General features: G+C 54.4%; 16 protein-coding genes. 4 read left to right on the top strand and 12 right to left on the bottom strand.

The window, feature by feature from the left end; genetic code table 11:
- Positions 1-8 precede the first annotated feature (8 nt).
- From ACMAY6_RS13545 to ACMAY6_RS13530, 4 genes are all read right to left on the bottom strand, one after another.
- The gene (locus ACMAY6_RS13545) at positions 9-1,004 is read right to left on the bottom strand and encodes a nitrilase-related carbon-nitrogen hydrolase (protein ID WP_435212659.1); all 996 of its coding nucleotides are present in this window, start codon (positions 1,002-1,004) and stop codon (positions 9-11) included.
- A 277-nt stretch (positions 1,005-1,281) separates the two neighbouring features.
- Positions 1,282-1,878, bottom strand: coding sequence for a DUF4136 domain-containing protein (locus ACMAY6_RS13540; RefSeq protein WP_435212657.1), 597 nt, complete (start codon positions 1,876-1,878; stop codon positions 1,282-1,284).
- A gap of 41 nt (positions 1,879-1,919) precedes the next feature.
- Positions 1,920-3,017, bottom strand: coding sequence for a DUF3080 family protein (locus ACMAY6_RS13535; protein WP_435212655.1), 1,098 nt, complete (start codon positions 3,015-3,017; stop codon positions 1,920-1,922).
- Positions 3,018-3,047: 30 nt separating this feature from the next.
- Positions 3,048-3,680: a glutathione S-transferase family protein gene (locus ACMAY6_RS13530; protein ID WP_435212653.1), complete on the bottom strand. Its 633-nt coding sequence runs from the start codon at positions 3,678-3,680 to the stop codon at positions 3,048-3,050.
- Between the two features lie 142 nt (positions 3,681-3,822).
- On the opposite strand from ACMAY6_RS13530, the gene ACMAY6_RS13525 reads away from it, so the two are divergent.
- Positions 3,823-4,242: a c-type cytochrome gene (locus tag ACMAY6_RS13525; protein ID WP_435212651.1), complete on the top strand. Its 420-nt coding sequence runs from the start codon at positions 3,823-3,825 to the stop codon at positions 4,240-4,242.
- Between the two features lie 2 nt (positions 4,243-4,244).
- Here ACMAY6_RS13525 and ACMAY6_RS13520 read toward each other — a convergent pair whose 3' ends face one another.
- Positions 4,245-5,732, bottom strand: coding sequence for a YifB family Mg chelatase-like AAA ATPase (locus ACMAY6_RS13520; RefSeq protein WP_435212649.1), 1,488 nt, complete (start codon positions 5,730-5,732; stop codon positions 4,245-4,247).
- A 98-nt stretch (positions 5,733-5,830) separates the two neighbouring features.
- On the bottom strand, positions 5,831-6,163 hold the full coding sequence (locus tag ACMAY6_RS13515) for an accessory factor UbiK family protein (RefSeq protein ID WP_435212647.1): 333 nt from the start codon (positions 6,161-6,163) through the stop codon (positions 5,831-5,833).
- 311 nt (positions 6,164-6,474) lie between these two features.
- Between ACMAY6_RS13515 and glnK the strand changes: the two genes are divergently transcribed.
- The 3 genes from glnK (at position 6,475) to ACMAY6_RS13500 (ending at position 8,561) form a co-directional block, all read left to right on the top strand.
- Complete coding sequence (gene glnK, locus ACMAY6_RS13510) at positions 6,475-6,813, top strand: P-II family nitrogen regulator (RefSeq protein ID WP_435212645.1); 339 nt, start codon at positions 6,475-6,477, stop codon at positions 6,811-6,813.
- A 23-nt stretch (positions 6,814-6,836) separates the two neighbouring features.
- Positions 6,837-8,072, top strand: coding sequence for an ammonium transporter (locus ACMAY6_RS13505; RefSeq protein WP_435212643.1), 1,236 nt, complete (start codon positions 6,837-6,839; stop codon positions 8,070-8,072).
- Positions 8,073-8,222: 150 nt separating this feature from the next.
- Entirely contained in the window at positions 8,223-8,561 is a 339-nt protein-coding gene (locus ACMAY6_RS13500) for a P-II family nitrogen regulator (RefSeq protein ID WP_435212641.1), read from the top strand.
- A gap of 10 nt (positions 8,562-8,571) precedes the next feature.
- Here ACMAY6_RS13500 and ACMAY6_RS13495 read toward each other — a convergent pair whose 3' ends face one another.
- From ACMAY6_RS13495 to ACMAY6_RS13470, 6 genes are read right to left on the bottom strand one after another with little or no spacing between them, the layout of a single operon-like run.
- On the bottom strand, positions 8,572-9,273 hold the full coding sequence (locus ACMAY6_RS13495) for an HAD family hydrolase (RefSeq protein ID WP_435212639.1): 702 nt from the start codon (positions 9,271-9,273) through the stop codon (positions 8,572-8,574).
- Positions 9,270-10,184, bottom strand: coding sequence for a tyrosine recombinase XerC (xerC, locus tag ACMAY6_RS13490; protein WP_435212637.1), 915 nt, complete (start codon positions 10,182-10,184; stop codon positions 9,270-9,272). Before xerC ends, ACMAY6_RS13495 begins: the two co-directional genes overlap by 4 nt.
- The gene (locus ACMAY6_RS13485) at positions 10,181-10,891 is read right to left on the bottom strand and encodes a DUF484 family protein (protein ID WP_435212635.1); all 711 of its coding nucleotides are present in this window, start codon (positions 10,889-10,891) and stop codon (positions 10,181-10,183) included. Before ACMAY6_RS13485 ends, xerC begins: the two co-directional genes overlap by 4 nt.
- Before the next feature lie 24 nt (positions 10,892-10,915).
- Positions 10,916-11,755 carry a diaminopimelate epimerase gene (gene dapF, locus ACMAY6_RS13480; protein WP_435212633.1) on the bottom strand — a complete coding sequence of 280 codons (840 nt, stop codon included), beginning with the start codon at positions 11,753-11,755 and terminating at the stop codon, positions 10,916-10,918.
- On the bottom strand, positions 11,752-13,008 hold the full coding sequence (gene lysA, locus ACMAY6_RS13475; protein WP_435212631.1) for a diaminopimelate decarboxylase: 1,257 nt from the start codon (positions 13,006-13,008) through the stop codon (positions 11,752-11,754). Before lysA ends, dapF begins: the two co-directional genes overlap by 4 nt.
- Positions 13,005-13,118, bottom strand: a complete 114-nt coding sequence (locus ACMAY6_RS13470; RefSeq protein ID WP_435212629.1) for a lipoprotein — start codon at positions 13,116-13,118, stop codon at positions 13,005-13,007. The genes lysA and ACMAY6_RS13470 overlap by 4 nt, the downstream gene beginning before the upstream one ends.
- Between the last annotated feature and the right edge of the window lie 9 nt (positions 13,119-13,127).

Below are 13,127 nucleotides of genomic sequence, written 5' to 3'. Positions count from 1 at the left end.
GAGGCAGGTCATGACCTTAGTCCGGGGATGCCTCCGTGGAGTCCCATCCCAGAAGGCTGGCGTGGATTTTTCAGCGCCTCAGTGAGTGCGCTGTAGGTATCTGGCCGGCGTGTTCCAAAGAAGGGAAAGAGCGTTAGCCAGTCTTCTCGTAGCCCTAGATCAATATCAGCAACCAGAACGGCCTCTTCATCTTTTGGGGCTTGCGCTAACACGCGCCCCAAGGGGTCGACGATGAAGCTGGAGCCGTAAAATTCTAGTGTGCCTTCTGATCCAAAGCGATTGGGTATGACAATAAACAATCCGTTAGCGATAGCGTGGCCAACGACAACCTGTCGCAGTAAAGGCTCGGTGTCGAAGCTTGGGTAATCGGGTTCTGAACCAATAGCGGTGGGGTAGCACAGTAATTCAGCACCGCCTAGGGCATAGCAGCGCGGCACTTCGGGAAACCACTCGTCCCAGCAGGTGGGCAGGCCGACAGCCATGTCGCCACTGTCTAGGGAAAGTGAATGCACGGGGTAGGGGTTTTCAGCAGGGCCCGGCGTAAAATAGTGGTCTTCGTAATACCCCGTGGTTACCGGGATATGTAGCTTTCTGGTCTGGGCAACGATCTCTCCCGAGGTGTCCACAACCATAGCCGTGTTAAAGCCACGATGGTCCGCCGCGTCGGTGTGCTCAAAGATCGAACAATGCACCATTACATCATTGTCTCGAGCCAACTGCGCGGCAAACTGGTGCGTTGGCCCGCCCTGTAATACCTCGGCGGTGCTATTAGCTGGCCCCGAGGGCAGTGTGTCTGCTGGATAGCGCGATAACGTGAGTTCCGGCAGAAAAACAATCGCCGCGCCGGCACTCGCGGCGGTGGCGACACCGTGACTCAATGCTTCCCGATGGCGCTGCGGATCTTCCTGCCAGCGGCATTGAACCAAGCCTATGCAAACGTCTCTGTGGTTTCTGTGAGGAAGGGGGCAGGGGCTAGGCAGCTGCGGTTTACGGATGAGTTTCACAAATTTCTCCCAACATTCTTGACGAGCCCGATAACCTTCGAATAGGTAATGCTTGCGCTCAAATGGCAGCGCACCCAGAGGGGCTCTAGGTTGCACCTACTATCCTATGTTATGTGGGGAGTACTTGGGAGCTACCCGAACGGGTTACCCCTAACCATGTTCCCCCGCAGCGGTGAGGGGGTTCCGCGTCGATATGATGGCGCCTGCTTGAGAGGCCCGGCATAAAGCACGGGCCACCCCAAAACTGCTCGCTCGATATCGGCGCGATCAGTGGCCTCTAGGGGGCCATCGGAAAATCGGCAAGGACCAAACGTGCTGCACTGTCGATGGTGGTCTGGTCTTTGACCATTTCGCCCTTCATTTTGGATTGAGTGACGCTGCGCCAGACCGAGCGATTTTTTACGGGATCAACCATATCGATAATGAAAGTGCCTTGGGTGTAGTCCGTGACTTTTACGTCTGTACTGCTCATGCAGTTGTAGCAGTTGTACATGGCGTAGCGATTGTATCGGCTGTAACCCACACCCATGCCATAGCTGGGTGATGACGTGGTTCGAACGTCTTGTTTTTCGACGGTATTGAGGTGCCAGCTAATTAACAAATCAGCATCTGTCGCACTGTCCACTAAGTTATAACCCTTACCCTCCAGAGCGTTACCCAGCGCTTCTTTGATGCGGTCTTTCTGGAAGTCGGTCATCTGCATGGGGTTACTGCCGGTGACGCCGCCACTGAGGGCATAAAAGCCGATATTTTTATCCTGAGAGAAGTCATGCTCGACATCGAAGTCGACCGAAGGCTTGGGTGGAGCAGATGCACAGGCGGCCAGCAGTGCCAAAAGTAAGCTGACGACGGTAATTAAGCGTGTTCGTGACATGATGATTCTCCTCAAAACGAAGGTAAAGTGTAGCAGAGAGATCAGCTCTGAGTAGGTGGTGTTAATACAGATTCTGAACAGGATGCTGCCAGGTGTTGCAGCGCGGTTATGTGTTCTCGGGGCGTATCGCGCAGAAGCATCAGCACGGTTTTACGTTTAGCAGACCATTGGCGGTAGTGCTCGGGTAACACTGGGGCAAGCTGAGTTTCTAGGTTTTCGATAGGCGGTAACAGCTGCCGTTCTCGTCGATTTAAGTCTGCAAGCCAAATCTGTACGCCAGTAGCGAAATATTTAACCACGACAGTCTCTAACGTTCGAGCAGACGTTGATGATCTGCCGTTAGGGCAAAGTGGTCCCGCGGCAGCCCGCGATTCTAGCAGCTGGGTAGCCTGTTGCAGCGAGCGAGCTTGGGTGACTGCGGCGAGTAGCAATGCCCCACCATCACCCGCGCGGAGATGGTAAAGCCGCTGCTCTAGTTGGTCAGCTTGGAACTGAAAGTTGCCCGCCAGCCACTGTGTCGTGGCGTGCTCGAACCAGTGCAGGGCATCCAAAACATCCCCCCCCACGGCTGATGGATATTGATCCAGCCCGCGGGGGAGCTGCCAAAATTGGCGGTACTCGGGTCCTGCCAGCACCGCATTGAAAATGCGATGCGGCAGATATCGGGTTTTTGTAGCGATGGCAGCCGTTAACGCGTCGACCAAGCGGGTTTCTGATTGGAGCTCGAGTGTTTTGACGCAAGCCGGTGCCATTGCCAAGAACTCTAGGTCCAAAAGCAGCTTTTGTGATGGCGCGGCATTTCGCCCTAAGCTGCTGTTGCGACGCCCAATGTTGACCTGCAGCGCACAGTCCGAGAGTGCTAAAAAGTCGAGCAGTTTGAGCTGGCTTGCGGGAATATCCAGAAGCGGTATGTCGGCATCTTGAATTCTCGGCGGGATCAAAACCGAAGCGTCATCTGGCACCGCAGTCGCCAGCGTTCTTGCCAGACGCTGGCGATAATCCTGCAGTTGATCAGGCCCTTGTGCCGGGGGAGAGCACCCGACGATGAAGCCGATTAGCCATCCGACGGTCAGTACTCTCCGACAGCCGCTCCACAGCTCGACCAAGCAACGCTGCTTTACAGAACTTTCCTTGAACATTTCTGGCGTCACTGTGGGCCGTTAATTCGGTCAGGCGTCAGCTTGAAGTGCCTCGCTGGCGCGCTGTCGCCATGCATGAAGATCTGTCATATCGTCTCGGGGCTCTGTTTTCGCCGCCCATTTAGCGAACGTTAAAACAGCGAGTAGGTCTATGTCGGCAAAAGACAGTTGCTGCCCTGCAATAAAAGGACGGTGACTGAGTTCGCTATTGATCATTTCTAGACCCGTCATCAATCGATCTTTGCCCCTTTCGGCCAGTGCCGGTATCTGTTCAAAATTTTGTGGGCCTGGCAGGGCACGACCTGCATAAGCCGGATGACCATTGCGGAAGGCCTCGGCACAAGCCATGAACAAGGTGTTAAAAATGCGATGATTCCAATTGAGAATAAACGCGCGTTCTGATGGCGTTGTCCCCAATAGCGGACGCTCGGGGTGTATTGCCTCGAGATAGTGTGCAATGGCGATAACTTCGGTAAGGCGGGTGCCATCGTCGAGAACTAGGGTCGGTAAGGTGGCTTCAGGAACAATGTCGGTATAGCCCTTATCTAGCTGGGCGGCCTTTGCCATGTCAATTTGTACGGTATCAACAGTGATGCCCTTGTAATCAATGAACATTTTAAGTCGAGCGGGGTTGGGTGCTGAGTCGAAGGTATAAAGCTTCATTGAGAAGAGTCCTAGGGTTGGTGGGGGCGCTTAATCTAGCAAATTCAAAGCCCGGTCGTCGCCTTTGAGTTTTATGCGGGGTCACAAGTGGTTATACTCCGCGCCTCAATGATCGGTGGCGTTCCCACAGGAGATACCTAACATGCGTCTACTTGCCCTTTTTATCGTTCTGCTACCCGCAATTGCCGTGGCGGCCGACCTGTCCAAATCTCAGCGTGCCGAAATTGAGGCCCGCATTCAGCCCTTCAGCCATGCTTGTGTTGCTGGGGACGAGAGCTGCGGGAGTGGCGCTGTAGAATCTTCGGTGGCAGTCGCTCGATCCGGTGAAGAGGTCTATAACGGCGCGTGTATGGCTTGTCACTCTACGGGAGCCGCAGGAGCACCCATGGTGGGCGATGCCGGAGCATGGGCAACTCGCATGGAGAAAGGCATGGATGCGCTCTACGCCAGCGGTGTCAATGGCGTCGCAGGCACAGGAATGATTGCCAGAGGTGGTTGCAGCAACTGCTCCGATGACGAGATTTACGCCGCCGTTGACTACATGGTCAATAACAGCCAGTAGCGTCAAGGCTGTAGTCTCGACCGATAGCCCATAGCCTCGAGTAACACGACCTCACTCAGTGCAGACTCCTGTGCGAGGTCGGCCACGGTGCGGGCTATCCTCAGTGTTTTGTGAATTCCGCGTCCCGAAAAGCGCAGCCGGTCACAGGCCTCCTCAAACCAACGCCGAACCGGCGACTCCATAGGACAGACCTTCAGTAACTGGGTGTTGCTGAGATCAGCGTTGAGGCATTTCTGGCGTTTGCGCTGTCTTTTTCTCGCTAAATTTAAGGTACTCAGGCGCCCTAGAGCATCAGGGTTCGCGGCATCGCAATGCAAAAGCTTGGCGGCGGGCTGCCGTTCTAAGCAAACGTGTAGGTCGATGCGGTCTAAAAGGGGGCCGGAGATACGCCCTTGATAACGATCGACAGCATCGGGTTTACACCGGCAATTTTCGTTTTCAATGCCTGCGAAACCGCAGGGGCAGGGGTTCATGGCAGCCACTAACTGAAACCGCGCCGGGTAGTGGTAAGTTCCTTTTGCTCTGCTGAGTGAAATGCGCCCGGATTCCAGGGGTTGTCGAAGAAGGTCTAATACTTGACTGCGAAACTCGGCCAGTTCGTCCAAAAACAAAACACCGCCGTGAGCGAGGGATACCTCTCCTGGTGTGGCACTGGCGCCACCACCGATCAGCCCTGCGGCGGTTGTATTGTGGTGAGGTGCCCTGAAGGGGCGTTCCACAGAGGGCTCGAGCCCTAGCAGATCTCTGATGAGTGACAGCTCCAGTTCGTCGCTGGGACTCAGCGCCTCTAGAAGTGGCGGTAAGCTAGCCGCGAGCAGCGTTTTGCCCGCGCCGGGTGGTCCGATCATAAGTAAGTGGTGACCGCCCGCTGCGGCAATCTCTAAGGCACGTTTGGCAACCTCTTGACCGGTGATCTGCGGCGTCTCGGTGTGCTGCAGAGTTGATGACGGGTTGGTTTTGACGGTGACGACCCCGAGCCTTTTAGACTTGAGTAAGCCGCAGACACTTAACAGGTCGCTGGCGCCGGTAACCTGACTAGCCGGTACCTTGGCCATTTTCTCTGCCTGTTCATCGGGCACAATGACAGCGTGGCGGGCTAACGTCGCGGCATGCACCGCAGCGAGTAGGCCTCGGCAGTGCCGCAGAGACCCGTCGAGCCCCAGCTCGCCGAAAAACTCACGATTCGCTACGGCGCTGCCAGCGAGTTGTTCCGAGGCCACTAAAATTGCCAGAGCAATGGGGAGGTCAAAGCGGCCGCCACTTTTTGGTAATTCCGCCGGCGCCAAACTTACTGTAATCCTACGGTCTGGCCATTTGAAGTGCGAACAAATAAGGGCACTGCGAACCCTTTCCCGAGATTCTCTGACTGAACTCTCGGGTAAACCAACGATCGAAAAAGCGGGTAGGCCGTTGCTCAGATGGGCTTCAACAGCGACAAGTGGCGCGTTGAGTCCGATCCCAGCTCGAGATAAGACGGTGGCGTGGCCCATAAATCATCCTTGATTTGAGCGGCTGCAAACAGTCCTTGCTGCAGCGTGACTTTGCGCGCGGGGAGGTGAGCGGGGTGCGTGCTCTCAGCGCTGACGGTCTATGGGCTATTACGTCCCTGTTCAAGTGCGTCGAGCTGCTGGGTAAGGGTCTCAAGCTTGTTTTCGAGTTCTTCGATGCGCTGCCGCGTTCTCTGCAGGACGGCTGCTTGGGCGTCGAATTCAGACCGCGGAACGACATCAAGTTTTGATAATGCTGATTGCGCTAATAACTTAGCGTTCTTATCGAGCTGTTCGATCACTGGATTGTCACGGCCCAACAGTCGCTCAAACAAATCAGCGGGTGAGCGACGCTGGCCGCCCTCCGTGTCATCGGTGTTTTTGTCATCGTTGTGCATGGCCAATTGAGCCCCCGTATTCTCAGTGATCGCCAATGTAACTCAGGATTGTGCATTCCCCCACATCGTAAACAGCCTATTTCGCCCATTGGCGGGGCAGCGCTGCACTGCGATGGTGCACTTTTGATCTTCAATTTTGCGCTCATTATGTTCCTCGGAAATTATAAGCCATTGAATCAGCGAGATTTAATGTTTTTGGTACAGCACTCGCAAAGGCAGAGAACACAGCTGGTGCACCACCATGAAATTGGGCACTGGGAAAACTTTCACTGATAAGGAGTTGCCATGCCATTTCGTTCAACTGCGGTCACCACGTCGCTCGTCGGCATCAATGAAGGGAGGTTTGCATGAAGTTAATCACTGCGATCATCAAGCCTTTTAAGCTAGACGATGTTCGGGAAGCCCTTTCTCACATTGGAATTCAGGGCATCACGGTTACCGAAGTGAAGGGCTTCGGACGCCAGAAGGGCCACACCGAGCTGTACCGAGGCGCGGAGTACGTTGTCGACTTCCTGCCCAAGGTCAAGATTGAGGCCGCCGTCACAACCGAGCAGACCGACGCGGTTATTGAGGCGATTACCACTGCGTCACATACCGGGAAGATCGGTGACGGGAAGATTTTTGTGACCGCTATCGACCAAATCATCCGCATTCGCACCGGCGAGACCGGCGAAGCCGCCATTTAACCCATCGGGAACAGGAATCAATCATGGAGAACGAAATTTTTCAGTTGCAGTACGCGCTGGACACCTTTTATTTCTTGGTGTGTGGCGCTTTGGTGATGTGGATGGCGGCAGGTTTCGCCATGCTCGAAGCTGGACTTGTCAGGGGCAAAAACACCGTCGAGATACTGACTAAGAACGTTGCATTGTTCGCGGTCGCTTGCACCATGTATATGGTGTGCGGCTACGCGGTCATGTACGGCGGGGATTATTTGCTCAGTGGAATAACGGGGAACGGTGTCAGCGGTGCTGAAGAGCCGGCATCCTACGCACCGTCGGCTGACTTCTTCTTTCAAGTTGTGTTTGTCGCTACGGCTATGTCCATTGTCTCAGGTGCGGTTGCAGAGCGCATGAAGCTGTTTTCATTCCTGGCTTTTGCCGTAGTGATGACGGGCGTCATTTATCCTTTGGAGGGCAGCTGGACTTGGGGTGGTAATCCGGTATTCGGTGCGTACACCTTGGGAGACCTCGGATTTCTGGACTTTGCCGGATCGGGTATCGTGCACATGGCGGGAGCTGCCGCTGCTTTGGCAGGGGTGATTCTCGTGGGTCCCCGCAAGGGCAAATATGGAGCCAACGGAGAGGTCAATGCATTCCCAGGCGCCAACCTGCCACTGGCAACCCTCGGCACCTTTATCTTGTGGTTAGGCTGGTTTGGCTTTAATGGCGGCTCAGTGCTGGCAACGGCATCTGTTGACGCAGCTAACTCGGTTGCAGTCGTGTTTATGAACACCAACGCGGCGGCGGCAGGTGGCTGTCTAGCGGCACTGGTCACGGCTAAGTTAATGTTTGGGAAAGCCGATCTGACGATGGCACTCAACGGCTGTCTTGCGGGATTAGTGGCGATAACAGCGGGTCCTGACACCCCCTCGGCGCTGCAAGCTACGCTCTTTGGTGGCTTGGGCGGTGTGCTCGTAGTCTTCTCTATTATCACCCTCGACAAACTTAAGATCGATGATCCTGTGGGTGCCATCTCGGTGCACGGCGTTGTTGGCTTGCTGGGTCTGCTGCTGGTGCCCGTAACCAATGATGGGGCAGCATTTTCGGGTCAAATCATAGGTGCCCTGACTATCTTTGGCTGGGTGTTTGCCGCCTCATTGATCACTTTTGGAATTATCAAAGCGGTTCTGGGTCTACGCGTCTCTGAGGAGGAAGAGTACGAAGGTTCAGATATTGCGGAATGTGGTATGGAAGCCTATCCGGAGTTCACCTCAGCCCGTTGATACCTCACAACGGGTGGATGTTGGGGCCCTTTGGGCCCCTTTTTTGTGGATTGTGCCCCGGAAAAAAGAGCGGAATGCGCTCTCGGCATTGCCAAATTCCACGAGCCGATCATAATGTGGGGACAGGCAACCTAAAGGTAGTAGGCATTCATGAAACTCGTTACCGCGATTATTAAACCATTCAAGATGGACGACGTACGTGCAGCACTTTCCGATGTGGGTGTTCAAGGCGTGACGGTGACTGAAGTCAAAGGGTTTGGACGCCAGCGCGGCCACACCGAGCTTTATCGTGGTGCTGAATACGTTGTTGATTTTTTACCCAAGCTCAAGCTCGAAGTCGCTTGCGCAGGTGATCAGGTCGACGGTGTTGTCGAGGCCATCATTTCTGCTGCAGGTACAGGTAAAATCGGCGACGGTAAGATATTTGTCTCAGAACTCGATCAGGTGATTCGCATTCGCACGGGAGAGACAGGCACCGAAGCCATTTAATCTCTGTGTGTTACGAATCGGTCGCTGTTTGCAAGCGCTGCAGCAGGTTCGGTAGCTCTGTTAGGCACGAGATAATGTGATCAGCATACTCGCTGCTGAGGCCCTCTTGAGTGAACCAGACTGAGCGAATACCCGCTCGATACGCTCCAATGACATCGTGATCGTGGCTGTCACCAATATGAATCAAGGCGCTGGCTTTGCCGCCAACACGTTGTAAGGCATGGTTAAAAAGTGCGGGCTCGGGTTTGGCGGCGCCTACTTCTTCTGCTTTCAGGGCAAAATCGAAGAATCTACCCAGTGGCGTTTTTGTCACATCCGCATTGCCGTTGGTCAAAGCCCCCAGGGTGTAGTCCCGTGACAGCTCCTCCAGAAGAGGCTCTGATTCCGGATAAAGTGCCACGTCATGACGCCGGGCAATGAAGGCTGCAAAAGCCTCTTCGGCCGCCCAATGGGCCTCCGCTGGTGCAATACCCGATTCCTCCAATGATTGCTGTAGCACAGCCTGCCTAAACGCACTTATCTGGTGAGCCAGTTGAGGATTTTTGGCAAGCACGTGCTGGCGTACGCGTTTGAGATCCTCTGACCCCAAAGCTTCCAATACCTGCGGATAGTGGGCTTTAAGCCACGAATTCTGTGCGGCTTCAGCTTTGATGAGCGCGGGCCGCACGTCCCAGAGCGTATCGTCTAAATCAAAGGTAATGACTTTAATCATGGCTTGTTTTTACGTCGGGCTCGGGGGTGCGCAGCGTCGTAAACCTTGGATAAATGCTGAAAGTCCAGGTGGGTATAGATTTGTGTCGTGCTGATATCAGAGTGCCCTAGTAACTCCTGTACCGCCCTTAAATCACCGCTGGACTCTAGCATGTGACTGGCGAATGAGTGTCGCAGCATGTGGGGGTGGAGTTTTCCTGGAAGTGCGCTAAATCGAGCCATACGTTGGAGTCGCAGCTGAACACTGCGCGGACTAATACGTTGGCCTCGAGTGGAGACAAATAATGGTGAGGTGTGCTGAACCTCTTCGTTGCCCAGTGGGCGAAGAGACAGCCAGTGTTTTATGGCCTTAAGGGCGGGCGCTCCTACAGGTAAGGTTCGAGTTTTACGGCCTTTGCCTGTGACGGTCATGATCCGCTCATTGAAATCCACGTCGTTTATGTTGGCGGATACCAACTCGGAGAGTCGTAATCCTGAGGAATATAAAAGTTCTGCTATCGCCAGATCTCTAAAGTCGAGAGTGGTTTCCGGTCGCCATTGAAAAAGATGGTTCACGCTATCTGCGTCCAAAGTCTTTGGCAGATTACGACGCTGTTTAGGCGCTTGAATACCTAGCGCGGGGTTGCCGATGGAGGGGTTGCGCTCTGAGTGAAAGCGATACAAGGCCCGCACTGAGGAGAGCGCTCGCTGAATGCTGGTCGCTGCAAGGCCTTGCCGATGTAATTGTGCGACCCAACCTCTGACATCCGCGTCTCTAACAGCCGCAATATCTTGGGTATCTCTTGAGGCACAAAAGCTGATAAATCGTCGGATGTCTCGCCCATAACCCTCGAGGGTATGCTGAGATACCTGTCGGATGTCGCGTTGATAAACGAGAAAAACATCGCAGGCAGTGGTTAAGGCGTCACTCACGTGAGGGATTTTTGCTTTATCCAAGGTAGGTGCAGGATGATTTGTGCCAAATGCTCCAAGAACAGCGTGCCCACGCTGCTGTCATACCGGTGGACATCACTTGAACCCACGCCAATGGCACCAATTAAAGCTTCGTTGATGTGCAGTGGTGCAATGGCGGCTGAACCCTCAGTAGCGCAACCGGGGAACATGGCAGACATCTCATCAGCACGAAAAACACCGCAATAAGCACGCTGACGGCGCAGTAAAGTCTCAATGGTGGTTTGACGATCTGTTTCGCAGGCGACGACATCGCCTAAACTCTCTGCGGCGGGACTCAGCCAGACATGGGACGCATACTCCACGCCAAAGAAATCCGTTAACCCGGCTTCTATGGTGGCTCCAAGGTCGGTCACGTTGGACGATTGCAGAACCGCTAATATCATTCGCTGTGAAGCTTCAAGTATGGCTTCACTGGTTTCCGCATTGTGCGTCAGCTCGGCGAGATGGCTGCGCATTGCGATATTGCGCTCCCGAAGTACCGTGACCTGCCTTTCAACAAGCGAAACTGATCCCGCGCCGCCATGAGGAATTTCTAGGGCTTCCAACAGCTCTTTGCGATCCTCAAAAAAATCTGGATGGCGCATAAGAAAAGACTCAACGTCATCAGCACTGACAGATTCTTGTGGCAATTCTGCGGAAGATTTGGAAATAGTTTCACCCGTCATGGAAATCCTGTCTCTGCGCCGCTGTTAGCGGTTGTGTAGATTAATGGTGCCCTCGAATACCGAGGCTGTGGGCCCGCTCAGCCAGGCAGCAGTGTCATCGCCTTCCCACACTACTGAGAGCTTACCGCCGGGCAGGTGCACTGTCACGGCGTTGTTAAGCAGGCTTTTACGAATACCGTGAACAACTGCAGCGCAGGCACCGGTGCCGCAGGCAAGGGTTTCGCCTGCGCCGCGCTCAAACACTCGCAGCTTTATTTCGTCTTTAGAGACCACCTGCATAAAACCCACATTCACGCGGTTGGTGAATTGGGGGTGCTTCTCAATAGCGGCGCCTAGGCTGGCCACCGGCGCTTTGTGAATATCTTCAACCGTCACAACGGCATGTGGGTTGCCCATGGACAGGACCCCTAGCTTCACGCTTTCCCCCAGTACAGTCACTGTGTACTCGAGTTGCTCCTGTTCGGCGGTAAAGGGCACGGCCTTGGGTGAAAATATGGGGGTGCCCATTTCAGCGCTTATCCGGCCATCCGGGCTTGTTTCCAGTTGCATAAGACCGTTGGGTGTTTGCACGGATAGCTGGGATTTCCCAGACAAGCGCTGCTCTTTTACAAACCGAGCAAAACATCGAGCGCCATTGCCGCACTGTCCAGCCTCAGAGCCATCGGCATTAAAAATGTGATATCGAAAATCAGCATCCGGGCTATCGGGAGGGGCGACAATAAGCACCTGATCGCAGCCAATCCCCCGCTGGCGATTGGCAAGACGACGAATTTGAGCGGAAGAAAGCTGCAGATTTTGCCGTAGGTTGTCGATAACAACGAAGTCATTGCCAGCGCCATGCATCTTTGTAAAACGGACTTTCATGGCTTGGCCTCGGGAAGCAGATGCTCATCGGCCCAAAGCGTTTCAAGCGCTTCACGCTCCCGGATAAGGTGCGCCTTGCCGCCGTCCACCATGACTTCAGCGGAGCGCGGTCGCGTATTGTAATTAGAGGCCATAACAAAGCCATAAGCCCCGGCGCTCATTACAGCGAGCAGGTCACCCTGAGCGAGTGAAAGGGTCCGGTCTTTCCCAAGGAAATCTCCTGTCTCGCAAACTGGGCCCACAACATCCCAGCGTTGTTTATCGCGGCCATTCTCAATAACCGGAACGATATCCTGAGACGCGCCATAGAGAGCGGGCCTCAGTAAATCATTCATAGCAGCATCCACGAGCGCAAAGTTCTTGTGGGGGGTCGGCTTCAAATACATTACTTCGGTCAGTAAGACGCCGGCTTGCGCAACGATGGAGCGTCCGGGCTCAAGAATTAAAGTGAGGTTATGGTCTGCCAGCGCCTCTGTTAGGGCGGCCACGTAATCGCTAATTTTGGGGACATTCTCAGACCCGTACTGAATGCCTAGTCCCCCACCTAGGTCAATGTGTTGAAGCGTAATACCTTCAGATTGCAGGGTTTCGACCAGTTGAATCAAGTGTCCTGTGGCTTCGGTAAATGGGGCAATATCCAGTATTTGGCTGCCAATATGGCAATCAATGCCAATGGGGGTAATACCGGGCAAAGCAGTGGCCTTTCGGTAGAGTCGCAGGGCGCTATCGAGCTCGACACCGAATTTATTATCTTTGAGCCCGGTTGCAATGTAGGGGTGTGTTTGGGCATCTACGTCTGGGTTTACGCGAAGGGATATGGGGGCTGTGAGGTTGCTGGCTTGAGCAACTTCTGACAGCATATCGAGCTCCGCCTCTGACTCGACATTAAAACAATGAATGCCCACTTCAAGAGCCCGCTTCATGGCTGCCGGTGTCTTGCAAACTCCAGAAAATACTACTTTTGCTGGGTCACCCCCGGCCGCAATGACGCGCTCTAACTCGCCCAGAGAGACAATATCAAAGCCCGCGCCCAGCTGGGATAACAGGCGCAAAATTGCAAGGTTCGAGTTGGCCTTAACGGCGTAGCAAATAAGATGGTCATGGCCTGCGAGTGCTGCCTGATAGGCAAGATAGGCGTGTTCGATAGCCTCGCGGGAGTAGACGTACAGCGGCGTTCCGAACTGGCGCGCCAGTTCGTCTAATGCGACCTTCTCGCACAAAAGCGTCTGCTCGTGTCGCTCAAAGCCTTTCACTTTGCAGACTCAGCCGCCGGCGGATTGGGCTCGGCGGGTCGCAGCGGCCCAATTTGGCCGCAGCCGACGAGCAAACTGAGCAGCAAGGTGGCAAGAATTAACATTTTCATGATGGTTTT

Origin of the sequence: Luminiphilus sp. nBUS_16, from assembly GCF_051201645.1 — a bacterium.
Classification (GTDB): Bacteria; Pseudomonadota; Gammaproteobacteria; order Pseudomonadales; family Halieaceae; genus Luminiphilus.
This window is presented reverse-complemented; position numbering and strand designations above follow the sequence as displayed.